Raw genomic sequence first — 26,536 nt, 5'->3', positions numbered from 1 at the left:
TAAAAAATCCTGTATAATCTTTCCAATTTTTTGTTCAATTTTAACGCTTTGCAATTCAATGATTGAAACATCCCAAACTATTCCTGAACTCGTCTCTTGGGCAAAAGATCGCGAGTTTTCTTTGAATTTACCTACCGAGCGCTTGGTTTTCCTGCTGGCGATTGCAATTTATAACAACGAACGTTTAGACGGCGAAATGTTAGAAGCCGATCTTGTGGATATTTTCCGCCACACGATGAATGCTTTTGAGCAATCCACGGATGCCATTGCAACACGAGCGAATAATGCAATTAATGAATTAGTGAAACAACGTTTGTTAAACCGTTTTAGTAGCGAATTTACTGAGGGCTTGGCGATTTATCGTTTAACGCCATTAGGTGTTGGCGTATCTGATTATTACATTCGTCAGCGTGAATTTTCCGCATTGCGTCTTTCTGTACAACTTTCCATTGTGGCAGATGAAATTCAACGCGCTTCTGATTCAGCAGAAGAGGGCGTGGAGAATAACGAAAGCGAACATTTTTGGCGTCGTAATGTGTTTGCACCATTAAAATATTCCGTTGCAGAGATTTTTGATAGCATCGATCTTTCACAACGCATTATGGATGAAAACCAGCAAAGTATTAAAGATGAAATTGCAGAGCTTCTTACTAAAGATTGGCAAGCGGCAATTTCAAGCTGTGAACGTTTATTAGATGAAACATCTGGGAATTTGCGCGAATTGCAAGATACGCTAAATGCGGCAGGGGATAAACTTCAAGCGCAATTATTGCGTATTCAAGATTGTGTGATTGGGCGTGATGACTTGTACTTTATCGATCAGTTGATTACGGATTTACAATCTAAACTTGACCGTATTATCAGCTGGGGGCAACAAGCCATTGATTTATGGATTGGTTATGACCGCCATGTGCATAAATTTATTCGTACTGCCATTGATATGGATAAAAATCGCGTGTTCTCACAACGTTTACGTAATTCTATTCATCATTATTTTGATCATCCTTGGTTCTTGTGGACGGCGCAAGCCGAGCGTTTAGTTGATCTGCGCGATGAAGAAATGGTGTTGCGTGAAGATGATGCTTTAGGTGAATTACCAGAAGAATTGCAATACGAATCCCTTTCTGATTTACACGATCAAATTGTAGAGCATATGCAAGGCTTACTGATTGCTTATCGTGAAAATAACCGTCCGATTGATTTGAGTTTAGTGTTAAAAGAACAACTGGAAAATTATCCACTTTCTCGTCATTTTGATGTGGCTCGAATCATTGTTGATCAAGCAGTACGCCTTGGTATGGCGAATGATGATTTATCGGGTATTTATCCAGATTGGCAAGCAATTAATAAACGTGGTGCTGAAGTGCAAGCGCATGTGATTGATAAGTATTAATTAGTAATAAGTATGAAAGAATATAAAACAATAGATTTGTTTGCTGGAATTGGTGGCATTCGTCTAGGTTTTGAAGCATTTGGATGTAAAAACGTATTTTCATCAGAATGGGATAAGTATGCTCAAAGTATGTATGAAGTAAATTTTGGCGAAAAACCTTTTGGAGATATTAATGATATATCTCCTAGCGATATACCAGATCATGATATTTTACTTGCTGGATTTCCTTGCCAACCATTTAGTATTGCTGGTAAAGGATTGGGCTTTGCTGATACTAGAGGAACATTATTTTTTAATATAGAAGCAATTTTGAAAGCTAAAAAACCAAAAGCTTTTTTGCTGGAAAATGTAAAAAGATTAACAACACATGATAATGGTAATACATTTAAAGTTATTAACGATAAATTAAATAAGTTAGGATATACGGTATATCATAAAGTATTAAATACCCTTGATTTTGGATTACCACAAAAAAGAGAGCGAATTTACATTGTGGGTTTTTTAGATAAATTGCATTTTGAATTTCCAAAGCCTATAGGAAAGTATGAAGAACTTTCTAATATATTAGAGAGTGATGATGTTGTTCCTAATAATTATTTTCTTTCAGATGAACTAAAACGGAAAAGATTAAGTTCAATTACTAAAGATGTGCCTTATCCTTCAATTTGGCATGAAAATATTTCAGGAAATGTTTCTGCTCTTCCATACTCTTGTGCATTAAGAGCTGGGGGAAGTTATAATTATCTAGTTGTAAATGGGGTACGTCGATTAACTGGGCGAGAAATGCTAAGATTGCAAGGATTTCCAGATACTTTTGAAATTAATATACCTTATTCTCAGGTACGTAAAGTTGCTGGCAATTCAGTTAGTATTCCTGTAATTAGGGCTATTGCTGGTTCAATGATTAATAGTTTAAATATGGCAACGCCTAAAATAAATCAAGCAATTCAACTTTCATTATTGGACTAAAAATGAACGATATTCAAGTAGCAAAAGAATCTTTAGATAAAATTATAAAGAAAGCAAGAGTACATTTATACAAGCCTATACAAATTGCTGAAATTCTTTATCAAGATAGAGTTAATAAAAATATTAATTTATTAGATAAAGAAACATATCGAAATATTTCTAAAAAATGGCGGGATGTTATTTGTATCCGTTTTTTAGGAAGAGTATCAACATCGTCAGCTAAATATCAAGACGATTTATTTAATGATAACGCTATGCCTCCCAAACATTTAAATATATTAGGAGAAATGAATAGAAAAACAAATGGTGGAGTAGAAAGTTATATTTATAAAAAGTTTTTTGAACGCTTTAATCAGATGTCATCAGCCTTAGAGTATAGTTATTCTCGTACTCCAGATAATTTTCATCTAAGTGAATTTCTTGCTCTTTTTTGGTTAGAACCCGGTTTAAAACGAAGTATTGATAAAGTTTATGAAATAGTTGTTTATGCGTTGTTTTCATCTTTAATAGAGGCTTTAGGCGTTAAAGTAAAAATTGATTTAGATTTATCGAATATTGATTTGTTAAAGGAGTTTGAAGATTTTACTCGTCAAATTATTTCTCTTGATAGTGAGAATACTAGTTTGGAACTTAATGCAAAAATTAATAGAGTTGGTGTAACAAATGCTTCAGATCGGGGTTTGGATATGTGGGCTAATTTTGGTATGGCAATTCAAATAAAACATTTATCATTAACTGAAGAATTAGCTGAAAACATTGTATCTTCAGTTTCATCTGACCGAATAGTTATTGTATGTAAAGAGAGTGAAGAAAAACTTATTTTGTCTTTATTAAATCAAATTGGTTGGCGTTCTAAGATTCAGAGTATTATCACTGAGGCAGATCTAATAAAATGGTACGATAAAGCATTGCGCGGGAAATCTGCATATTTAGTGGGAAGCAAGATATTAGAACATATCAGAAATGAAATAAGTTTAGAATTTCCTGCAACCGATATAGTAGATTTCAATCACTTTTTTCATGAATGTGAATACAATAAAGCATTAGATATTGAGAAATAACCTATGACAGACAACCTTCAAGATGTAATTTCCCCAAAACTCGCTGTGGCGATTGCAAATCCAATATTTCCAGCGGTAGATAGTCTATTGCGCTCGGGTCGCCATATCAGCACGGAGCATTTAGATAATCACGCATTTTTAATGGATTTCCAAAATGAATTAGACGGATTTTATCGTCGCTATAACGTGGAACTAATTCGTGCGCCAGAAGGATTCTTCTATCTTCGCCCGAAAGCAACGACATTAATTGCACGTTCAGTACTTTCTGAGTTGGAAATGCTTGTTGGTAAAGTGCTTTGTTATCTTTATTTAAGCCCAGAACGTTTAGCCCAACAAGGTATTTTTAGCACGCAAGAAGTGTATGATGAATTATTAAATCTTGCTGATGAAGGAAAATTATTAAAAGCAGTTAATCAGCGTTCAAGTGGTTCTGACTTAGATAAACAAAAATTGGCAGAAAAAGTGCGAGCTGCAATTGGTCGTTTACGTCGTTTAGGTATGATTCAAACCGTTGGCGAACAAAATAGTGGGAAATTTACTATTTCTGAATCTGTATTTCGTTTTGGGGCGGAAGTGCGTAGCGGAGATGATCCATTAGAGGCCCAAGCTAGACTCATTCGTGATGGGGAAGCGGCAACACCTGAATCCTTATCGTTGGAAAAACAAGCACAATTAGTGGAAAACGATACAGAAAGTGCGGATGAAATTGACGAAGAATTTGACGGAGAACAAGAATAATGTCTGATGTTTTTGAATTAGAAAATGAAATCGAATTAGAGAGCGATGAAGTCATTATGGAAAATGAAAACGTCGAAGAAATCGTTGACGCACCTATGCCTTTTAGCATGACGACAAATAATGGTGTAGAGCGTGGTAAATTCCGTTCTTTAACCTTAATTAACTGGAATGGTTTTTTTGCCCGTACTTTCGATTTAGATGAATTAGTTACCACGCTTTCTGGTGGTAACGGTGCAGGTAAATCAACCACAATGGCTGGATTTGTGACCGCATTAATTCCCGATTTAACCCTTTTACATTTCCGTAATACAACAGAGGCTGGCTCCACAGGCGGTTCTCGCGATAAAGGTTTACATGGTAAATTGCGTCCAGGTGTTTGTTACGCGGTATTAGATACCATTAACTCACGTCATCAACGTATTCTTGTCGGTGTGCGTCTGCAGCAAATTGCGGGTCGTGATAAAAAGGTTGATTTAAAAACGTTTTCAATTCAAGGTGTAGAATTATCTCAAAATCCGACCGCACTTTTCACAGAAACCGTGGGCGAACGTCAAGCTCGCGTCCTTAATTTAAACGAACTCAAAGATAAAATTGAAAATATCGGTGCACAATTTAAACAATATCATTCCATCACCGATTATCACGGCATGATGTTCGATTTAGGTATTATTCCGAAACGTTTACGTTCAGCATCAGACCGAAGCAAATTCTATAAACTTATCGAAGCATCTTTATACGGCGGTATTTCCAGTGCAATCACACGCTCTTTACGTGACTATTTATTGCCAGAAAATTTAGGTGTGCGCAAAGCTTTCCAAGATATGGAAAGTGCATTGCGTGAGAACCGTATGACTTTAGAGGCGATTAAGGTCACGCAATCAGATCGCAATTTATTTAAACATTTAATTACTGAAACCACTAATTATGTTGCTTCGGATTATATGCGTAATGCGAATGAACGCCGTGGCAATATTGAGGCTGCATTAGAATCTCGTCGCGAGTGGTATAAAGCAAAAGCAGAGCAGAATTTATCTCAACATCGTTTAGTTGATTTAAGTCGAGAAGCGGCTGAATTGGCAGAAAATGAACGTACTTTAGAAGTTGATCACCAAAGTGCGGTTGATCATCTTAACTTAGTGTTAAACGCTTTGCGTCACCAAGAAAAAATCACGCGCTATCAAGAAGATATTGCAGAACTCACCGAGCGTTTAGAAGAACAAAAAATAGTGGTTGAAGATGCGAATGATGCGTTAGAAGAAAGCCAAGCCCAATTTGAGCAAACTGAAATTGAAATTGACGCTGTACGAGCGCAATTAGCAGATTATCAACAAGCATTAGATGCCCAACAAACTCGCGCACTTCAATATCAACAAGCCATTACTGCACTCGAAAAGGCTAAAACCTTGTGTGGCTTAGCTGATTTAAGTGTTAAAAATGTAGAAGATTATCACGCAGAATTTGAAGCCCATGCTGAAAGTTTAACGGAAACTGTGCTTGAACTTGAGCACAAAATGTCTATTTCTGAAGCGGCAAAATCTCAGTTCGATAAAGCGTACCAATTAGTATGCAAAATTGCCGGCGAAATTCCACGCTCGAGCGCGTGGGAAAGTGCGAAAGAATTATTACGTGAATATCCAAGCCAAAAATTGCAGGCACAACAAACGCCACAACTTCGCACAAAATTACATGAACTTGAGCAACGTTATGCACAACAACAAAGTGCGGTCAAATTACTTAATGATTTTAATCAACGTGCTAATTTAAGTTTACAAACGGCAGAAGAATTAGAGGATTATCACGCAGAGCAAGAAGCGTTGATTGAAGATATTTCAGCAAGACTTTCAGAACAAGTGGAAAACCGTTCTACGCTTCGTCAAAAACGTGAAAATTTAACCGCACTTTATGATGAAAATGCGCGTAAAGCACCAGCATGGCTGACAGCTCAAGCTGCATTAGAACGTTTAGAGCAACAAAGTGGCGAGACGTTTGAACATAGCCAAGATGTGATGAACTTTATGCAATCACAACTTGTGAAAGAACGTGAACTCACGATGCAACGTGATCAACTTGAACAAAAACGTTTGCAATTAGATGAGCAAATTTCTCGTTTAAGTCAGCCAGATGGTTCAGAAGATCCGCGTTTAAATATGCTGGCAGAACGTTTTGGTGGTGTACTGCTTTCAGAGCTTTACGATGACGTAACCATTGAAGATGCGCCTTATTTCTCCGCACTTTACGGACCTGCACGTCATGCTATTGTTGTGCGTGATCTCAATGCAGTGCGTGAACAACTTGCGCAATTAGAAGATTGCCCTGATGATTTATATTTAATTGAAGGCGATCCTACCGCATTTGACGACAGCGTATTATCCGCACAAGAACTTGAGCTAGGTGTTGTCGTGCAAGTTTCAGATCGTGAATTACGCTATTCAAGATTCCCTGAAATCCCGTTATTTGGACGCGCAGCACGTGAAAAACGTTTAGAAGAATTACAAATTGAACGTGATGAAGTGGCAGAACAACATGCCCAAATTGCATTTGATGTACAAAAATGCCAACGTTTACACGAACATTTCAGCCAATTTGTTGGGTTGCATTTGTCACTTGCGTTCCAGCCAAATCCAGAAGCGTTAATGTCTGAAATTAATCGCGAACGCAATGAAATTGATCGTGAATTAAATCAATTCAATAACGGCGAACAACAATTACGCATTCAATTAGATAATGCAAAAGAAAAACTACAGTTACTCAACAAGTTAATTCCACAGCTCAATGTATTGACTGATGAAGATTTAATTGATCGTATTGAAGAATGTCGCGAGCAATTAGATATTGCAGAGCAAGATGAATATTTTATTCGTCAGTATGGCGTAACGTTGTCACAATTAGAGCCGATTGCCAATAGTTTACAAAGTGATCCAGAAAATTACGAAGGCTTAAAAAATGAATTAACTCAAGCGATTGAGCGTCAAAAACAAGTTCAACAACGTGTATTTGCGTTAGCTGATGTTGTACAACGTAAACCGCATTTTGGTTATGAAGATGCAGGGCAGGCTGAAACTTCTGAACTTAACGAAAAACTTCGCCAACGTTTAGAACAAATGCAGGCTCAGCGAGATATGCAACGTGAGCAAGTTCGCCAAAAACAAAGCCAATTTGCTGAATATAACCGCATATTAATTCAGTTACAAAGTTCTTACGATAGTAAATATCAGCTTTTAAATGAATTGATTGGTGAGATTAGCGATCTTGGCGTGAGAGCTGATGATGGTGCTGAAGAACGCGCGCGTATCCGTCGTGATGAATTACATCAACAACTTTCAACGAGCCGTCAGCGTCGGTCTTATGTAGAAAAACAACTGACATTAATTGAAAGCGAAGCGGACAACTTAAATCGTCTAATCCGCAAAACTGAACGCGATTATAAGACTCAACGTGAATTAGTGGTGGCAACGAAAGTGAGTTGGTGTGTAGTTTTACGTCTATCACGTAATTCTGATATGGAAAAACGCCTCAATCGTCGAGAGCTCGCTTATTTATCTGCAGATGAATTACGTTCAATGTCGGATAAAGCCTTAGGGGCATTGCGTACAGCGGTGGCAGATAATGAATATCTACGTGATAGTCTAAGAGTGTCTGAAGATAGTCGTAAACCTGAAAATAAAGTGCGGTTCTTTATTGCGGTGTATCAGCATCTACGTGAACGTATTCGTCAAGACATCATTAAAACCGATGATCCAATTGATGCCATTGAACAAATGGAAATTGAGCTTTCTCGTTTAACGGCTGAATTAACTGGCCGTGAGAAAAAATTGGCTATCAGTTCTGAAAGTGTTGCAAATATTATGCGTAAAACGATTCAGCGTGAACAAAATCGTATTCGTATGCTCAATCAAGGTTTGCAAAACATCTCGTTTGGTCAAGTAAAATCTGTTCGTTTGGTAGTGAATATTCGTGATACCCATGCCATGTTGTTGGACGCACTTTCTGGTCAGCAAGATGAATATCAAGACTTATTTAACGACAACTGCATCACCTTTTCTGAAGCTATGGCGAAGCTCTATCAACGTATCAATCCACATATTGATATGGGACAACGCACAGCACAAACAATCGGCGAAGAATTGTTAGATTACCGTAATTATCTTGAACTTGAAGTGGAAGTATTCCGTGGCGCTGATGGTTGGTTACGCGCTGAAAGTGGCGCTCTTTCTACTGGTGAAGCTATCGGTACAGGTATGTCAATTCTCTTAATGGTTGTTCAAAGCTGGGAAGAAGAAAGTCGTCGAATTCGAGGCAAAGATATTGTGCCTTGTCGCTTGTTGTTCTTAGATGAAGCAGCGCGTTTAGACGGTAAATCTATTTCTACCTTATTCGAACTTTGCGAACGTTTGGATATGCAGTTGCTTATTGCTGCGCCAGAAAACATTAGCCCGGAAAAAGGAACAACCTATAAACTCGTGCGTAAAATCGCAGGCAACCAAGAGCATGTACACGTTGTTGGTTTACGAGGATTCGGTGCGACAGAATAAAAAATAGAAGGGAAGTGCGGTTAAAATTTTAAGATTTTTGACCGCACTTAAGCCTTTAAGGAAGGAATAATGAAAATCTTTACATCAAAAAAAGGACAATTATCACAGCTGAAGCAGCAAAAATTTAAGCTGGAAAAGGATATTCAGCGTTTATTTGAAGAAAATCTTACCTTATTAAGTGGCTATATTTTTATTCGCTCAGAATTTTCTATTAAAAATTCGCGTATTGATACCTTAGCTTTTGATCCTGAAACTCAAGCCTTTGTCATTATTGAATATAAAAGACAACAAAATTCTAGTGTGGTTGATCAAGGGATTTCTTATCTTAATTTGATGCTTGAATATAAAGCTGATTTTATTGTGGAATATAATGAAAAGCAAAAAGCCCCACTTAAAAGAAATGATGTGGATTGGTCACAATCTAAGGTGATTTTTGTTTCACCTACTTTTAATGATTTCCAAATTCAAGCCACAAATTTTAAAGATTTACCTATTGAATTATGGGAAGTTAATCGCTTTGATAATGATATTATTACGCTCAATATTATTAATAAATCAAAATCAGCACCGAATATTAAAGCTGTTTCTATTGAAAAAAATGAAGAATTTTCTACATTAAAAGAAATAAAAGTTTATCAAGAATCTGATCACTTAAGTGATAAATCAGATTTTATTCAAGAACTATACGAAGATTTTAAACAAGGCATTTTAAATTTAGATCCTAATATCGAAATTAATACTAGAAAACTTTACATTGCATTCAAAAAAGATCGAAATATTGCAGATATTCGTATCCAACAAAAGAATTTAAAAATTTGGATTAATCTTCCTTATGGAGAGTTAGACGATCCTAAAAATTTAGCAAAAAATGTATCTAATACTGGTCACTGGGGGAATGGAGATTATGAAATCACCATTGAAAGCACCCAATATCTTGAATACATTATGAGTTTAATTAAACAAGCTATTAAGGATTAATAAATGCACAATCTTATTTTTGCCATTCTTTGCAGCGTAGCAGTTTCAGTTTTACTGAAAATTGCCCGTAAAAAAAATATCATTATTGAACAAGCTATCGCATTCAACTACATTACAGCCATCACTTTCAGTTATTTCTTACTTAAACCTGATTTTAAAGGCTTAGAGTTTACTGATTACATTGCACAAAGCGAAAATTCACCCATTTTTTTAGCACTAGGTTTATTGCTACCTAGCGTATTTATTATTATGTCAAAAGCAGTGGAGTTTGCTGGAATTGTACGTTCAGATGCAGCGCAACGTCTTTCGTTATTTCTTCCCATTTTAGCAGCGTTTTTAATTTTTCATGAAACACTAAGCCAATCTAAAATCATTGGCGTTGTATTAGCCTTTATTGGTTTATTTTGTTTATTAACTAAGCCAACTCAAGGGCAAAGTGCGGTCAATTTTAAAGGTGTTTTAGGATTAATCGGCGTCTGGTTTGGTTACGGCATCATTGATATTTTATTCAAACAAGTAGCGAAAAGCGGTGGTGCATTTCCTGCAACATTGTTTATTTCTTTCTCGCTTGCAGCTTGCGTTATGTTTATCTATTTATTCTTAAAACGTGCGCAATGGACATCATCAAGTGTAATTGGCGGCATCGTTTTAGGTGTATTGAATTTCTTTAATATTTTATTCTATATAAAAGCACATCAAAGTTTTGCTGGAAATCCGACGCTTGTTTTCGCGGGAATGAATATCGGGGTAATTTGCCTAGGTACGATAACTGGCGCATTAGTTTTTAAAGAAAAAATCAGTAAGCTAAATTGGCTAGGTATTATTTTTAGTTTATCGGCTATTTTCTGCCTATATTATTTAGATAAACTTATCGCGTAAAAGAGAGTAGTCATGGCAAAAGATTTCAGCTTTTTTATTTACGATTATGAAAGTTTTGGTGTAAATCCAGCAACAGATCGCCCTGCGCAATTTGCGGGTATTCGTACAGATGCTGATTTTAATATCATTGGTAAACCAATAATGTTTTATTGTAAACAAACCAACGATTATTTACCGGCTCCTGAAGCCGTAATGGTCACAGGAATTACGCCTCAAGAATGTAATGAAAAGGGGCTTTCAGAGCCTGAATTCGCCGCAAATATCTTAGCAGAATTTTCCCAACCCAATACTTGTGTCATGGGTTATAACAATATTCGCTATGATGATGAAATGACGCGTTATACGTTTTATCGTAATTTTATTGATCCTTATGAATACAGCTGGAAAAATGGGAATTCACGCTGGGATTTGTTAGATTTAGTGCGAGCCTGTTATGCCTTGCGTCCAGAAGGAATTAATTGGGCTTATGACGATGATGGAATGCCAAGTTTCCGCTTAGAAAAACTCACTAAAGCAAATGGTATTGAGCATGAAAATGCTCACGATGCCATGGCGGATGTATATGCAACTATTGCTATGGCGAAATTAATTAAAGAAAAACAGCCTAAATTATTCCAATATTTCTTTGAAAATCGCGGTAAAAAAGAAATCGAAAAATTAGTTGATACAGGCGCAATGACACCTTTAGTGCATGTTTCTGGAATGCTAGGGAATTATCGTGGAAATTGCACTTGGGTTGCACCTTTAGCTTGGCATCCGACAAATCAAAATGCACTCATTGTTTGTGATTTAACTGGCGATATCGATAATTTATTAGCCAAAAGTGCGGATGAATTACGGACAGATTTATATACCAAAAAATCTAAATTAGAAGAAAGAGGAGTTTCATCTGTTCCGTTAAAGCTTGTGCATATCAATAAATGTCCTATTTTAGCACCAGCTAAAACTTTGTTACCAGAAACAGCAAATCGATTGGGTATTGATCGACAATTATGCTTGGATAATCTTGCAAAATTACGAGCATCTTTTGATATTCGTGAAAAAGTGGCGGATATTTTTAATGAAGAACGTCAATTTGCATCGAATGATAATGTAGAAACTGAGTTATACAATGGCTTTTTTAGCAATGCTGATAAAAATAATATGGCTATTTTACGTAGTTTACCTGCAGAAAAATTATCTGAACATGGTTTAGCTTTTGAAGATAAACGTATCCTTGAATTATTATTCCATTATCGCGCTCGTCATTTTTATAAAACCCTCACACGCGCTGAACAAATTAAATGGAAAAAATACCGACAGAATAAACTTGAAAAAAGTGCGGTAGAGTTTGAATCAAGTTTACAACGTTTAGCTGAGGAACATTCAGATAATTCTGAAAAACTATCTTTGCTACAACAAGTATATGAATATGGTATAAAATTACTAGGTTAGTCGATACGTTGTCACATTTTGTCAAAAAGCACGTTTTAATAAAAACGTGCTTTTTTTTGTTGTTTTTCAGGGAAGAAAATATCCAAGAAATTCTCCAGATTTCACTTTACATTTTCTTTACATTTAAATTCATCCGTTCAATAACTCTATAAAATGACTCGTTACAACGTGTTATCTAGCCTTATTTTGTCTTGTTTTGCTAGTGCCTGTGACTTGTGTATAACTCTGTGATTTATTTAGTCCGTAGTTTTTGCTAACCCGATAACTAATTTCGCATAATGTATATTATGTTAAATTGTAAAAATGCAAAGTAACTTTAATTATAGGTTATAAAGAGATTATTTCTCCTCTCTTAATTAGTTATACTTAATCAAATAAGATGAACGAGTAAATTAATTTAGAGCCATACTATGATGTTTATTTACAGTGTTCGATTCATGGGTGTGAAAGTACTGCAGCATTTAAAGATTTATGCTTGATTGATAAAGATTTAGGTGATTTAGCAACTGCTACATAATCTAAATAATATAAGTTTAGATGGGTGAAAAACTACCAAGCTGTGTTTTTTATGTATCTAAGCTCTCCACTAGCCCGCTATTTTCGATTTTCTGATGTGTTATTTACTACCGTGTCAGCTAATACTTGCAACGCGTATTATCATTGAATTTCTTTATTATTTTTTGATATGACAAAGCGTTTAGGTATGATAAACGAAAAACTACTCCCCTTCGTTTCAGTACTTTCAATATTTAAATGAGAATGATATTGTAATAAAGTATGCTTCACAATAGCTAGTCCTAAACCACTTCCACCAGTTAAATGGCTACGAGATTCATCAACTCTATAAAAACGTTCTGTTAAATGTGGAATATGCTGTGGTGATATGCCAACACCATTATCTATCACGTTAAATTTAATACCCTGTTCACAAGTTTCCCATTGAATTTGAATATGACACTGTTTACCAGAATGCTTAATAGCATTATAAATTAAATTTGAAACGGCACTTCTTAGTTGAGATTCATTTCCAAAAATAATGATATTAGGCTGAATAATAAATTCAATATGATGATTATAAGTATTTAATATATCTGTATCTTTTCTTAAAGAATTTATCATGGCTGACATATCAAATTTACGAAAATCCTTATCTGAAGTTGTTTCTATTTTTGCTAAAAAATTAAATTGTTGTAATAGATGTTCCATTCGTTGGCTTTGCTCTTGCATTGCAAAAATAGCCTTTTTTTGTAGAGGGTTCTGAATATTATTATCTGCAAGAATTTCTAAGTAACCTTGTAATACGGTTAATGGAGTACGTAGCTCGTGATTAATATTACTCAAGAATTTTTGGCGTGAATTAAGTAAATGAATCATATCTGTAATATCTCGAGCGATAACTAAAATCATATGAGAATTATAAGCGTGCGACTGCACCTCAATATAACGTTGATTATAAGTTAATAGTACTAACGGTCGTCTTTTTTTTTGACTGAAAAAATAATGTTTAAATTGTTCATAAAAAATAACATCAAAAATATTTTTCTGGACTTTTTTATTCCAACAAAAATCAAACATCTGTTGCGCAATTGAATTACACCAAGAAATATTACCATTATGCTGACAGATAATAATTGCATCTGGTAAATACTTAATATTTTTATTTATTTGAGATAACAAACGTAAACTTGCACATTTTTCTTTGTAAATTTGATGACGATGGTAGGCTTCAGTTTGAGAGAATGTTCCTAATTGTAATAAAGAGAATTTATTATCTTGCTTTAAATTGAGATATTTGAGTAAACGATATTCATTAATATGATGCCAAGCTAAAATTAATAAAAGTATTATTGCAAACCAAAGAATAAAATCAGAAGTAAATAAGGAAATAATGATTGCCAAATTTATTTCAACAATAAAATTCAATATTTTTTTCATTGTTTATCTCGTAAATAACTAGAAAATCGATAACCAGATCCTCGAACTGTTTGGATATAATGTTCACATTGAAAAGGAGCTAAATTACGGCGTAAACGGCGAATATAGCTATCAACAGTGCGATATTCAACTTCTAGATCATTATGCCAAATACGATTTAACAATTGTTCTCTAGAATAAACTTTTTCAGGGTGCCTCATAAAAAAATGTAACAATTTAAATTCTGTACTACTTAAATTAATTTCCTGCTGTTGGAAAAACACTCTCTGAGCATTTTCATCAATGGAAAGTTCATCGATTTGTATAAATTGACTTTGTTGTTCATAAATTCTCCTCCATACTGCCTCAATGCGAGCTAATAAAATTTGAGGTGAAAAGGGTTTAGTGATGTAGTCATCAGCCCCTGCATTTAAACAGGCAATACAATCTTCTTCTGTACTTTTAGCTGTAAGCATAATAATGGGAATCGCAGCATAGCTTTCTTGCTTTTTAATATACTGTATAAATTGTATACCTGAACGACCAGGTAGCATCCAATCCAATAATATTAGTTTAGGATTTTCTTTTATCTTGTTTATCGCTGTTTTGAAATCGCTCGCTTCAATCACATCATAGTATTTTTGAGATAAAAACAGTGCGATCATTTCACGGATTGCACATTCATCTTCAACTATCAGAATTTTTCTCGTCATAATACTCCTTCATTTGATTTATGGCATAAAAGTGAAGTGAGAAATAATACATTCTCACCAAACTTTTACTTTTTAATAAGAGTGAGCTCAAAATAACTACCCCATTTTACCGCGAATATAATCTTCTGTACGTTGTATCTTGGGTCTATCAAAAATTTGTTGTGTTTGACCAAATTCAACTAATTCACCCAAATACATGAATGCCGTATAGTCGGAGCAACGTGTAGCTTGTTGCATATTATGAGTTACTATAACCACAGTATAATCTTGTTTTAACTCCGTAATGAGTTCTTCAATTTTCATAGTCGAAATAGGATCTAATGCCGAACAAGGTTCATCTAACAACAACACACTAGGTTTAATAGCAATCCCTCGAGCAATGCACAAGCGTTGCTGTTGTCCGCCAGATAAACTATCTCCGCTTTTATGTAATTTATCTTTCACTTCATTCCAAAGAGCGGCCTTAGTCAATGCCCATTCTACTCGTTCATTCATCTTTTCTTTTGATAATTTTTCAAACAAACGAACACCGAATGCAATATTATCATAAATCGACATTGGAAATGGCGTTGGTTTTTGGAAAACCATACCAACCTTAGCACGAATCAGAGAAATATCCATCTTTGTTGTGAGTAAATTTTCACCGTCTAAATTAATTTCACCAGTAGCTTTTTGATTTGGATATAGTTCAAACATCCGATTAAAACTCCGCAATAAAGTAGATTTACCGCAACCTGAAGGACCAATAAAGGCGGTCACTTTATTCTTAGCGATACGTAAATTAATGTTTTTTAATGCATGAAAATCCTCATAGTAGAAATTTAGATTTTGCACAGCTATTTTGGTTTCTTGTAGACTAATCATATTGCCTCATTATTTTTTATGTTGAAAGAAGAGTCGAGTGAAAATGTTTAAGCAAAGCACAAATAATGTTATTAGAGCTGCACCTGCCCAAGCTAGATTATTCCAATCTGTAAAAGGACTTGCTGCATATTGATAAATAACTACAGGTAAATTTGCGATAGGTTCATTCATATTCCAAGATAGAAATTGATTAGACAGAGCGGTAAATAATAGCGGTGCAGTTTCTCCTGAAATTCGGGCAACTGCTAATAGCACGCCAGTTAAAATCCCTGATTTAGCTGCTCGATAACAAATCATCATAATAACTTGCCATTGAGAGCAACCAAGAGCTGCCGCTGCTTCACGTAAATTATTTGGTACAAGTAATAACATATTGTCCGTAGTGCGTACCACGATAGGAATAAGCAATAAAGCTAATGCGAATGCTCCAGCCCACCCTGAAAAATGCTCGATTTTTGATACATATAAGCTGTAAACAAACAAACCAATAATAATAGAAGGGGCAGAAAGAAGAATATCATTAAGAAAACGGGTAATTTGTGCGAAACGGCTATAACGACCATATTCTGCCAAATACGTTCCTGCCAATACCCCTATAGGCGTGCCTATCAATGTACCCGCACCGACAATAAAAAACGAACCAATCAGTGCATTTAACAATCCCCCTTTTTCATTAGGGGCAGGGGTAGATTGTGTGAATAAATCAATTGATAAAGCTGGAATGCCTTTGGTAATTAGAGTGAATAATATCCAACACAACCAAAATAAGCCGATAATGACTGAAATATAGGAAAGCCCTAACATTAATTTATTGTGTGTTTTACGCCAATAAAAACGCAAGTTTTGATTAGTTTTCATCTTATTTCCCTTTTGTTTGTTGCATTTTTGTAATCATTAATCTTGATAAAATCAATACCATAGTTGTGATAACAAAGAGAAGTAATCCTAATTCCATCAATGCAGATTTTTGTAATCCACCTGCTTCATTAAATTCGTTAGCAATAGCAGATGCGATTGAGGTAGAAGGTGAAAATAAGGAATTAGGCAATTGAAACGAATTACCTATAATAAAAGTGATAGCCATTGTTTCGCCCAATGCTCTTCCCAATCCTAGCATCACACTCCCAACAAGCCCTATTCTAGTGTGTGGTACAATCACTTGTCGAACCACTTCCCAAGTGGTTGCACCTAATCCATAAGCACCTTCTTTTAACATTGGTGGTACTATACTAAAGACATCCCGCATTACGGATGCAATAAAAGGAATGATCATTATGGCAAGCACTAATCCTGCCGTAAATAAACCAACACCAAAAGGTACGCCAGAAAAAAATAATTCTAATCCAGGTAAATTCCCCAAATTGTCAATTAGTACTGGCTGAATATGTTCTTGAAATAATGGAACGAAAACAAACAACCCCCACATTCCGTAAATAATAGAAGGAATTGCAGCTAGCATTTCAATTGCAATGCTTATAGGACGTTTTAGCCAATTGGGAGCTAGCTCCGTTAAAAAAATAGCAATACCAAATGAAATGGGTACTGCGATAAATAATGCGATACCCGCCGTAATAAGCGTACCTAAAATAGGAATAATTGCCCCATATTGTTCTTGTACAGGATCCCAATATGTTTCTAATAGAAAACTCCCACCAAAACGTTTAATACTTTCCCAGCTTCCTATGACTAAAGAAATTAAAATAGCAGCAAGTAAAATAAACACAAGCAAAGCAAACAATGCCGTAGTCTGTTTGAATAATGATTCAATCCATGTTTGATTAAAATATTTCCGACTTTTTGTGAGCATAAGTATTTTCCAAAATTATTTAAGATAACCGCACTTTATTAATGTTAAGTGCTAGGTTTTGTATAAAGTGCGGTATAAAATAAAGAGATTTTTATTGTTTTAGCTCTGTTTTCCATTGACTTTTAATGGTAGACACCACATCAGCTGGAATTGGCACATAATCTAATTCAGTTGCCGCATCTTGCCCTCTTGAGAATGCCCAATCAAAAAAGGCTAATACATTTTTAGTTGTTTCAGGATTGTCAGAATATTTATTTAATAAAATAAAACTCGCCGCCGTAATTGGCCAAGATTTTTCCCCCGTTTCATTGGTTAATATAACACCCATTCCTGCCTTTTCGTGCCATTTTGCGTGACTTGCAGCTGCCATGAAACTTTCATTAGAAGGCTGTACAAATTGCCCTGCTTGATTTTGTAATGAAATCCAAGCAAGCTGATTTTGTTTGGCATAGGCATACTCTACATAACCAATGCTGTATTTCATTTGGCGAACATAAGAAGCAACTCCCTCATTCCCCTTTCCACCTTGACCTGTTAACCACTTCACTGATTTACCTTCACCAACTTGATTTTTCCAATCGTTCGAAACTTTAGATAGATAATTAGTGAAGCCAAATGTTGTTCCAGAGCCGTCTGAACGATGAATCACAATAATGTTTTTATTTGGTAAAGGAAGCGTTGGATTTAATGCAACTAAGTCAGGATCGTTCCATTTTTTAATCTTACCAAGGAAGATTTCTGCTAACAGCTTACCTGATAACTTTAATTTACCAGGTTTAATTTCAGGCAAATTAACAACAGGCACTATACCACCGATAACCGCAGGGAATTGGACTAGTTGGTGTTGTTGTAATAATTCGGATTTCATTGGATCGTCAGAGGCACCAAAATCAACCGTTTTTGCAATAATTTGCTGTTGTCCGCCGCCCGAACCGATGGATTGATAATTAACTTTATTCCCAGTTTCTTTCTCATATAAAGATGCCCACTTCGCATAAATTGGATAAGGGAAAGACGCTCCAGCACCAGTGATGCTATTAGCTTGAGCAAAAGGTAACGTACCTAAGGTTAAAACGATAATAAGATTTTTTTTCATTTTATGCATAAACATAACAAATTCTCCTTGAGTGTTATTTAGATTGCGTAGCGAAGTGTAGAAAATAATTGTGACAGTTTGATGACAATATGAAAAATTTTAAATGGATAATCAAAAGAAAGTAGTTATAAGAAAAGTACAGGTAAATTTGACCGTGTTTTTCTAGCAGAATGATATTACATTTGTCAATTAATTGATAACGATCTTTAGGTTTAATAAAAGTTGGTAAGTTTTCATGTTTACTCGATAATCTAAATTTTCATCCAAATCTAAGGAGGAAAGTAAAGACATATCTAATACTAATTTAAAATTTGTTAGTTTTATTGTGACAACGTCATATTTAATTTATAGAATTATGTAAATGATAATAATTGTTTTTTATTTTTCTTTTTAAAATTAATTAGTTATATCAAAATTTTTGATAAAAAAACTTGCAATTATCATTTGTGAATTTAAAATGATTGCCGCAAATTACGCTTTATTGCATTTTATCAATCAAAATGGAAAGGAATTAGTTATGCTTAATCAAATAATCATAAACAAGCTGAACGACCAAATTAACTTAGAGTTCTACTCTTCTAATGTTTATTTACAAATGAGTGCATGGTGTTCAAAACACGGTTATGAGGGGGCTGCTACCTTCTTACTTCGTCATGCTGATGAAGAATTAGAACATATGCAAAAACTGTTTAATTATGTAAGTGAAACTAGTGGTATGCCTATTTTAGGAAAAATTGATGCACCTAAACATGATTATTCTTCATTAAGAGAAGTTTTTGAAATAACTTTAGAACATGAAAAATTAGTCACGTCAAAAATCAATGAATTAGTTGAAGTTACTTTTGAAAGCAAAGACTACTCTACTTTTAACTTCCTACAGTGGTATGTAGCAGAACAGCATGAAGAAGAAAAATTATTTAGTGGAATTATTGATAGATTTAATCTTGTTGGCGAAGATGGTAAAGGATTATTCTTTATTGATCGTGAACTCGCAACTTTGGAATAGATAGGAGAAAATAGTATGTTATCAGAAAATGTAGTAAAACTATTAAACGATCAAATGAATTTAGAGTTTTATTCTTCTAATTTATATTTACAAATGAGTGCTTGGTGCGATCAGCAAGGCTTTGAAGGCACTGCAAAATTCTTATCAGTTCATGCTGCTGAAGAAATGCAACATATGCGTAAATTATTTACTTATTTAAATGAAACTGGCTCACTTGCTGTAATTTCTGCAATTGAAGCACCTGCACATGAATATAAATCATTAAAAGAAGTAATTGAAGCTACCTATGAGCATGAAAAATTAATTACCAGTAAAATCAATGAATTAGTAGGTAAAACCTTTGAAGAAAAAGACTACTCTGCATTTAATTTCTTACAATGGTATGTGGAAGAACAACATGAAGAAGAAAAATTATTTAGTAGTATTTTAGATAAATTAAATTTTCTTGGAGAAGATGGCAAAGGCTTGTTCCTAATTGATAAGGATTTAGGTAATCTCTCTACTAAAGCCTAATTATAGATTATCAAATCTGGCAGATCTTTTATTTAAAATAATGTGTCTGCCAGATTATTTTATTCCAAATTTTCCAAAATATTTTCTATTGCATATTTTGAGTTAATCAAGGTATTATAAAAATGAAAAGGATTTATACTGATGAACCAACCAACCAACCAACCAACCAACCAACCAAAATAATAAAACCGTTGCGGTAGTAACTTCAACAATAGGTCGTCCAGAATTATCTTTGGCTATTAAAAGCGTACAAAATCAAACTTATCCATGTAAGCATTATGTATTTGTTGATGGCAATATTTTCTGGGATAAAGCCAAATCTATATTGGAACAATTTCCTGATGTAATTCCTATTTATTTGCCAATGAATACAGGAAAAAATGGAATACTTAACGGTGCAATTAACGCAGTAGCAGCTTTTCTTGTTGAAGAAGACATTATTTGTTATTTAGATGATGACAATCAGCTACGAGAAGATCACGTGGAAAGCTTAGTAAACGTGATTGAGCAAGGTGCTGATTTTGCTTATTCCTTGCGATCTTTTTACGATTCAAATCATCAATTTATTTGCAATGATGATTTTGACTCTCTCGGAAATTGGAATACAAAAAGCGATATTTTCGTAGATGTTAAAATAGAAGATATTCAGAAACAAATACATTTTACTTTTAATGAAGTTAATGGACATATTGATACTAATTGTTACGCCGTACCTCGTGAGATTGCACAAAAAACTTCATATAGTTGGAACACACCATTAATTGGTGATCGCAGCTTTTTATCTGCCTTAAAAAGTTTGGGGTTAATAGGTCAAACTTCAGGAAAATATACCGTTAAATACAGAGCTGATTTCAATAAACTAATTGCTGTTCGTCGTGTTTTTCCTCAATTATCCTTGTCAGATGAAGATAACAATAATATTTCTGCAAAAATATTAGAAGTGATAAATCAGCAAAATATAGAATATTATGGAGGTCGCCCTTGGGCAAAGGAATAAAAAATACAATTTTTAATCAAAAAGTATAAAAAATAAAAATCAGGCTTGACTTATTTCTTTTGTACTAGTTTAATAGTACAAAATTTTCCAAAAGGATAAATATGAACATTCAAACTCAAGCCTTTATTGCGGTGACAGCTCAATCAATTCCCTATTATGCTGATACCACCGCTATTTTTAATACACTTTGCCAACCTAATTCAAATTCTCTTCTACTCGACTCTGCCGAAATAGGGAGTAAAAATAGTTTACAAAGTCTTATTTTAGTTAATGCTGCGGTTAAAATAACGTGCTTAGGTCACAACGTCACATTTAAAGCTTTAAATAAGAATGGAAAACAAGTTTTAAAAGAAATTCATCCAAAATTAACCGCACTTGGAAAAATAAGTGCGGTCAATTTTGAAGACGAATTTTCTGTACAATTTTCGCCACTTGATAATCAACTCGATGAAGATAATAAATTACAGTCTGCTACTATTTTTGATGGGTTGCGTGTTGTTTCTACTCTTTATCAACATAGCCAAACGCCTATTTTTTTAGGCGGATTATTTGCTTACGATCTCGTCGCAAATTTCATTCCAATGGATGGCATTACATTAAAAAATGATGGTATCAACTGCCCTGATTACAGTTTCTATCTTGCCGAACACTTAATTACTATCGACCATCAAAATCAACAAGCGACACTTAAAAGTTTCTGTTTTGCTCAAGAAGAACAAGTCAATATTGCGAAAACCTCGCTTTCTATCGCACAAAAACTAAAAAATATTGATCACGTTCTTTCTATTAAATCGGCAAGTGATGAAGTTAAAACAAACTTTGACGATCCTGAATTTACTGGTATCGTAAAAGCCTTAAAACACCATATTAATATTGGAGATGTTTTCCAAATTGTGCCTTCTCGTCGTTTTTCCCTTGCTTGCCCTAATACATTAGCCAGTTATGCTCAACTCAAACAAAATAATCCAAGCCCTTATATGTTCTATATGAATGATGAAGACTTTATTTTGTTTGGTGCATCGCCAGAAAGTGCGCTGAAATATGCGCCAGAAAATCGTCAGTTAGAAATTTACCCAATCGCAGGTTCACGCCCTCGTGGTTTTGATGCTCACGGCAACATTGATCCTGAATTAGATGCACGTTTAGAACTGGAACTTCGTCTTGATCATAAAGAACAAGCGGAACATTTAATGTTAGTTGATTTAGCGCGTAACGACATTGCTCGAGTTTGCCAAAATGGTACCCGTAAAGTGGCAGAATTAATGCAAGTGGATCGCTATTCTCACATTATGCATTTAGTGTCTCGTGTGGTGGGTAAATTACGCCCTGAATTAGATGCACTTCACGCCTATCAAGCCTGTATGAATATGGGCACATTAACTGGTGCACCAAAAATTAAAGCGATGCAGCTTATTTATCAATTTGAGCAACAAAAACGCCATAGTTACGGTGGTGCGGTGGGTTATCTCACGTCTGATGGACATTTTGATACCTGTATCGTGATTCGTTCTGCTTTCGTACAAAATGGGATAGCCCATGTACAAGCAGGTTGCGGTGAAGTATTGGATTCTGATCCACAAATGGAAGCCGATGAAACACGCCATAAAGCAGCGGCTGTCTTAAAAGCAATTCGTCAAGTTAATACACAAGCAAAATAAGGAAGAATTATTATGGCTAATATTTTATTTTTAGATAACTTCGATTCCTTCACTTACAATCTTGTGGATCAATTTCGTGTATTAGGTCACAACGTCACAATTTATCGTAATGACTGCGACTTAGAAAAACTGGTAGAAACCGCACTCAATATCAATACACTTGATACCATTCTTGCACTTTCTCCAGGGCCAGGAACACCATCAGAAGCGGGGATTTTACTGCCATTGATCGAACGCTTAAAAAATCAAGTGCCGATTATTGGAATTTGTTTAGGCCATCAAGCGTTGATTCAAGCCTTTGGTGGTAAGGTTGTTCACGCTGGCGAAGTGTTGCATGGTAAAGTTTCTCGTATATCCCATGATAACGAAGCTATGTTTAAAGATCTTGCTAATCCAATGCCTGCGGCGCGTTATCATTCTTTAATGGGACAAGATTTACCAAAAGAATTTATCGTCAATGCGGAATATAATGGCATTATCATGGCAATTCGTCATCGTGATTTACCCATTTGCGCATTCCAATTTCACCCTGAAAGTATTTTAACTGTGCAAGGTTCGCAATTATTACAACAATCAATTGAATGGTTGTTAAATAGATAAGACAGAAAAAAGTGCGGTGATTTTTAACCGCACTTTAAAGGAGAAAAAATGATCACCGTATTCGGACTTAAATCCAAACTCGCACCACGTCGTGAACAACTCGCGGAAGTAATTTATAACAGTCTTCATCTCGGATTAGACATTCCAAAAGGCAAGCACGCGATTCGCTTTTTGTGTTTAGAAAAAGAAGATTTTTACTACCCTTTTGATCGTAGCGATGATTACACCGTCATCGAAATTAACCTGATGGCTGGTCGTATGGAAGGTACAAAAAAACGCTTGATAAAAATGCTATTTAGCGAATTAGAGTACAAACTCGGTATTCGAGCTCACGATGTGGAAATTACGATTAAAGAACAACCGGCACATTGCTGGGGTTTCCGAGGAATGACAGGCGATGAGGCACGCGATTTAGATTACGATATTTATGTTTAATAAAATATAGAAAATTAACAAATCCATATACAAAGAAAAACAGGAATAAACTATGCAACACAACCAATTATTAGAGCAACTTTATAGCGGACATTCACTTTCAACCTCAGAAAGCACCGCACTTTTTAATGCAGTCATCCAAGGTGAGCTTTCCAATGAACAAATTGCTGCAATGCTTATTGCTTTAAAAGTGCGGGAAGCAAATACTGAGGAAATTACGGGTGCGGTTGCCGCCTCATTACAAAATGCCAAAGTATTTCCACGTCCAGATTATCCTTTTGCGGATATTGTAGGAACGGGTGGTGATGGACAAAACACCATTAATATTTCCACAGCCAGTGCGATTGTTGCGGCATCAATGGGAGCAAAAGTGGCAAAACATGGCAATCGTAGCGTGTCGAGTAAATCAGGTGCTAGCGATGTGCTTACCGCACTTGGCGTTAATGTGAACGTCACACCAGAGCAAGCTCGACAAGCATTAGATGAAATTGGTGTCTGTTTTTTATTTGCTCAACAATATCATTCTGGCTTCCGTCATGTTGCGCCAGTCCGTGCATCTTTAAAAACGTGCACTATCTTTAATATTTTAGGGCCGCTTATCAATCCTGCTCGCCCAACTTATCATTTACTTGGCGTATATGTGCCTGAATTAGTGAAAACCTATGCTGAAACCGCAGTCGCCTTAGGGCATCAACATTCCTTTGTTGTACATGGTTCTGGCTTAGATGAAGTCGCATTGCACGGCGAAACACAAGTGGCAGAAATTAAAAATGGCAAAATTGAATATTTCACTTTAACGCCTGAAGATTTTGGCTTAAAAACGCAATCCCTCGAAAGTCTTCGCGGTGGTGAACCACAAGAAAATACCCAATATCTGACCGCACTTTTACAAGGCAAAGGAAAGGCTGAACATGCTAATGCGGTGGCTGCAAATACGGCATTATTATTGAAATTATTCGGTTACGATGATTTAAAACAAAATGTGCAAAATGTATTGGCGCATCTTGCATCAGGTAACGCCTTTAAAACATTACAGAAATTAACCACATATTAATAAAAAGCTAATTTGATACACCACAATAAGAAGAAAAATGATGATCACTCAAGATTTTACCAAACCCATTGATTCCGCTACGGTGCTACAAAAAATCGTGCTTGATAAAGCACAATGGGTTAAAGCAAAAGAAAAGGAATTTCCCCTTTCACAATTTAAACAAAACATTCAAAACTCTGACCGCTCTTTTTATGATGCGTTAGCAAAAGGTACGCATCAAAAGCCCGCTTACATTTTGGAATGTAAAAAAGCCTCCCCTTCCAAAGGATTAATTCGTGCTGAATTTAATTTAGAAGAAATCGCCAATGTCTATAAACATTATGCGTCCGCTATATCTGTGCTGACAGATGAAAAATACTTCCAAGGGAATTTTGAGTTCTTGCCTTTAGTTCGCAATATCGTGAGCCAACCTGTTCTTTGCAAAGATTTTATGATCAGCGAATATCAGGTTTACCTTGCTCGCTACTATCAAGCTGATGCGATTTTATTAATGCTTTCCGTGGTAAATGATGAAACTTATCGTGTGCTGGCAGATCTTGCACATTCTCTTGGTATGGGCGTATTGACAGAAACCAGCAATGAAGAAGAATTTGAACGTGCTCTTAGGCTTGGTGCGAAAATTATCGGTGTCAATAACCGTAATTTGCACGATTTAACTGTGGATTTAAATCGTGTTGTTGAACTCACTGAAAAATACGCCGACCGAATCCCTGCTGATGTACGTATTATTAGCGAATCAGGCATTTACAATCACAATCAAATTCGTCAATTACAAAAAGTGGTGCATGGTTTCTTAATTGGGAGCAGCTTAATGGGCAACCAAGATTTGAATAATGCGGTTCGCTCAGTGATTTTTGGAGAAAATAAAGTATGCGGTTTAACGCGTGCACAAGATGTCAAAATCGTTTACAAAAACGGTGCGCTTTACGGCGGATTAATCTTCGTAGAACATTCAAAACGTTGTGTGAGTTTACGCCAAGCGCAAGAATTGGTAACCGCTGCTCCACTTCGATTTGTTGGTGTTTTTCAGAATCAAGAAATTGACTTTATCATAAAAATAGCCAGCCAGTTGCAGCTTTATGCGGTGCAATTACATGGTGCAGAAAATGAGGCATTTATTACCGCACTTCGCCAGCAGCTACCAAAAAACACGCAAATCTGGAAAGCGATTTCTGTCAATATTGAAACCCAAAGTGCGATCGATTTTACCGATGATTTGAATGTGGATCGTTATATTTTTGATAGCCAAACAGCGAACCAGCAAGGTGGCACAGGAAAAACCTTTGATTGGTCATTAATTCCCGAACATCTTAAGCACAAGATTATTTTAGCTGGCGGTATCTCGCCAAATAACGTAGAACAAGCCATTCAACAAAATTGCTTAGGCTTGGATATTAATTCTGGAGTAGAAAGTTCTGCGGGCGTCAAAGATCAAGAAAAAGTGCGGTTAGTTTTTAATAATATTTATTAATTTTAATAACATAGAAATCACTAAATAACCCGAAATGAGCAACTGTTGATCCAGATCGTAATAATTTATTCTACCTAATAGTAAAATAAATCTATATTTCAGCTTAAATGCCAATAGGAATAAAAATATTATGTGTTTAGGCGTTCCAGGTCAAATTGTCAAAATTGATGAAAATTATCTTCAACTTGCCACAGTGGATGTATGTGGCGTACAACGTGAAGTAAATATTTCACTAGTCTGTACGGGAAATCTAGCCGATTTACTTGGCAAATGGGTGCTCGTTCATGTCTGCTTTGCAATGAGTGTTATTGATGAAGATGAAGCTAAGAAAACCCAAGAGGCTCTGCTCGCAATGAGCCAACTTGAACACGAAGTTGGAGATTTTTTAGGATTAAATCAAAAATAAAAAAGTAGGCATAATGCC

At 35.4% G+C, this 26,536-nt stretch carries 23 protein-coding genes; 17 read left to right on the top strand and 6 right to left on the bottom strand.

Annotated elements, in window-relative coordinates; translation table 11 throughout:
* Positions 1–58: 58 nt before the first annotated feature.
* The 8 genes from mukF to sbcB all read left to right on the top strand — a co-directional run bounded on the left by mukF (position 59) and on the right by sbcB (position 11,984).
* Positions 59–1,393, top strand: coding sequence for a chromosome partition protein MukF (gene mukF / locus HMPREF2644_RS03380; protein WP_005666957.1), 1,335 nt, complete (start codon positions 59–61; stop codon positions 1,391–1,393).
* Positions 1,394–1,405: 12 nt separating this feature from the next.
* Positions 1,406–2,362, top strand: coding sequence for a DNA cytosine methyltransferase (locus HMPREF2644_RS03375; RefSeq protein ID WP_011272632.1), 957 nt, complete (start codon positions 1,406–1,408; stop codon positions 2,360–2,362).
* Between the two features lie 2 nt (positions 2,363–2,364).
* Positions 2,365–3,423 (top strand): HaeII family restriction endonuclease, encoded by a 1,059-nt coding sequence (locus tag HMPREF2644_RS03370; RefSeq protein ID WP_011272631.1) that lies wholly within the window; start codon positions 2,365–2,367, stop codon positions 3,421–3,423.
* Between the two features lie 3 nt (positions 3,424–3,426).
* Complete coding sequence (gene mukE / locus HMPREF2644_RS03365; RefSeq protein ID WP_011272630.1) at positions 3,427–4,161, top strand: chromosome partition protein MukE; 735 nt, start codon at positions 3,427–3,429, stop codon at positions 4,159–4,161.
* Positions 4,161–8,693 (top strand): chromosome partition protein MukB, encoded by a 4,533-nt coding sequence (gene mukB, locus HMPREF2644_RS03360; protein WP_038441154.1) that lies wholly within the window; start codon positions 4,161–4,163, stop codon positions 8,691–8,693. The genes mukE and mukB overlap by 1 nt, the downstream gene beginning before the upstream one ends.
* A gap of 69 nt (positions 8,694–8,762) precedes the next feature.
* Positions 8,763–9,671: a DUF5655 domain-containing protein gene (locus tag HMPREF2644_RS03355; protein WP_011272628.1), complete on the top strand. Its 909-nt coding sequence runs from the start codon at positions 8,763–8,765 to the stop codon at positions 9,669–9,671.
* Between the two features lie 3 nt (positions 9,672–9,674).
* On the top strand, positions 9,675–10,550 hold the full coding sequence (locus HMPREF2644_RS03350; protein ID WP_011272627.1) for a hypothetical protein: 876 nt from the start codon (positions 9,675–9,677) through the stop codon (positions 10,548–10,550).
* A gap of 12 nt (positions 10,551–10,562) precedes the next feature.
* Positions 10,563–11,984 carry an exodeoxyribonuclease I gene (sbcB, locus tag HMPREF2644_RS03345; protein WP_005687198.1) on the top strand — a complete coding sequence of 474 codons (1,422 nt, stop codon included), beginning with the start codon at positions 10,563–10,565 and terminating at the stop codon, positions 11,982–11,984.
* Positions 11,985–12,641: 657 nt separating this feature from the next.
* On the opposite strand, the gene phoR is transcribed toward sbcB, so the two are convergent.
* From phoR to pstS, 6 genes are all read right to left on the bottom strand, one after another.
* Entirely contained in the window at positions 12,642–13,919 is a 1,278-nt protein-coding gene (phoR, locus tag HMPREF2644_RS03340) for a phosphate regulon sensor histidine kinase PhoR (protein WP_005653955.1), read from the bottom strand.
* A complete protein-coding gene (phoB, locus tag HMPREF2644_RS03335; RefSeq protein WP_005650606.1) occupies positions 13,916–14,611 on the bottom strand; it encodes a phosphate regulon transcriptional regulator PhoB in 696 nt (231 codons plus the stop codon). Before phoB ends, phoR begins: the two co-directional genes overlap by 4 nt.
* A 96-nt stretch (positions 14,612–14,707) precedes the next feature.
* Positions 14,708–15,475, bottom strand: a complete 768-nt coding sequence (pstB, locus tag HMPREF2644_RS03330; protein WP_005650603.1) for a phosphate ABC transporter ATP-binding protein PstB — start codon at positions 15,473–15,475, stop codon at positions 14,708–14,710.
* Between the two features lie 9 nt (positions 15,476–15,484).
* A complete protein-coding gene (pstA, locus tag HMPREF2644_RS03325) occupies positions 15,485–16,333 on the bottom strand; it encodes a phosphate ABC transporter permease PstA (protein WP_005650601.1) in 849 nt (282 codons plus the stop codon).
* Between the two features lies 1 nt (position 16,334).
* A complete protein-coding gene (gene pstC / locus HMPREF2644_RS03320) occupies positions 16,335–17,282 on the bottom strand; it encodes a phosphate ABC transporter permease subunit PstC (RefSeq protein WP_005656744.1) in 948 nt (315 codons plus the stop codon).
* Positions 17,283–17,373: 91 nt separating this feature from the next.
* On the bottom strand, positions 17,374–18,378 hold the full coding sequence (pstS, locus tag HMPREF2644_RS03315) for a phosphate ABC transporter substrate-binding protein PstS (protein ID WP_074031221.1): 1,005 nt from the start codon (positions 18,376–18,378) through the stop codon (positions 17,374–17,376).
* 517 nt (positions 18,379–18,895) lie between these two features.
* On the opposite strand from pstS, the gene ftnA (HMPREF2644_RS03310) reads away from it, so the two are divergent.
* The 9 genes from ftnA (HMPREF2644_RS03310) to hybG all read left to right on the top strand — a co-directional run bounded on the left by ftnA (HMPREF2644_RS03310) (position 18,896) and on the right by hybG (position 26,518).
* Positions 18,896–19,384 carry a non-heme ferritin gene (ftnA, locus tag HMPREF2644_RS03310; RefSeq protein ID WP_005650594.1) on the top strand — a complete coding sequence of 163 codons (489 nt, stop codon included), beginning with the start codon at positions 18,896–18,898 and terminating at the stop codon, positions 19,382–19,384.
* A 15-nt stretch (positions 19,385–19,399) separates the two neighbouring features.
* Positions 19,400–19,897, top strand: a complete 498-nt coding sequence (gene ftnA, locus HMPREF2644_RS03305) for a non-heme ferritin (RefSeq protein ID WP_005656740.1) — start codon at positions 19,400–19,402, stop codon at positions 19,895–19,897.
* Positions 19,898–20,129: 232 nt separating this feature from the next.
* Entirely contained in the window at positions 20,130–20,894 is a 765-nt protein-coding gene (locus tag HMPREF2644_RS03300; protein WP_005688459.1) for a glycosyltransferase family 2 protein, read from the top strand.
* Between the two features lie 101 nt (positions 20,895–20,995).
* A complete protein-coding gene (trpE, locus tag HMPREF2644_RS03295) occupies positions 20,996–22,552 on the top strand; it encodes an anthranilate synthase component I (protein WP_005687196.1) in 1,557 nt (518 codons plus the stop codon).
* A 12-nt stretch (positions 22,553–22,564) separates the two neighbouring features.
* Positions 22,565–23,152, top strand: a complete 588-nt coding sequence (locus tag HMPREF2644_RS03290) for an aminodeoxychorismate/anthranilate synthase component II (protein WP_005687195.1) — start codon at positions 22,565–22,567, stop codon at positions 23,150–23,152.
* Between the two features lie 48 nt (positions 23,153–23,200).
* Positions 23,201–23,587 (top strand): tautomerase family protein, encoded by a 387-nt coding sequence (locus tag HMPREF2644_RS03285; protein ID WP_005662273.1) that lies wholly within the window; start codon positions 23,201–23,203, stop codon positions 23,585–23,587.
* A 52-nt stretch (positions 23,588–23,639) separates the two neighbouring features.
* Entirely contained in the window at positions 23,640–24,641 is a 1,002-nt protein-coding gene (trpD, locus tag HMPREF2644_RS03280; protein ID WP_070828230.1) for an anthranilate phosphoribosyltransferase, read from the top strand.
* A gap of 40 nt (positions 24,642–24,681) precedes the next feature.
* Entirely contained in the window at positions 24,682–26,112 is a 1,431-nt protein-coding gene (trpCF, locus tag HMPREF2644_RS03275; RefSeq protein ID WP_070828229.1) for a bifunctional indole-3-glycerol-phosphate synthase TrpC/phosphoribosylanthranilate isomerase TrpF, read from the top strand.
* 130 nt (positions 26,113–26,242) lie between these two features.
* Complete coding sequence (hybG, locus tag HMPREF2644_RS03270; RefSeq protein WP_050847109.1) at positions 26,243–26,518, top strand: hydrogenase maturation factor HybG; 276 nt, start codon at positions 26,243–26,245, stop codon at positions 26,516–26,518.
* The last annotated feature ends 18 nt before the right edge of the window (positions 26,519–26,536 follow it).

The sequence above is a fragment of the Haemophilus sp. HMSC071C11 genome, from assembly GCF_001837655.1.
GTDB lineage: Bacteria > Pseudomonadota > Gammaproteobacteria > Enterobacterales > Pasteurellaceae > Haemophilus > Haemophilus influenzae.
The sequence above is the reverse complement of the archived record's forward strand: the minus strand, read 5'-3'. Positions and strand labels throughout refer to the sequence as shown.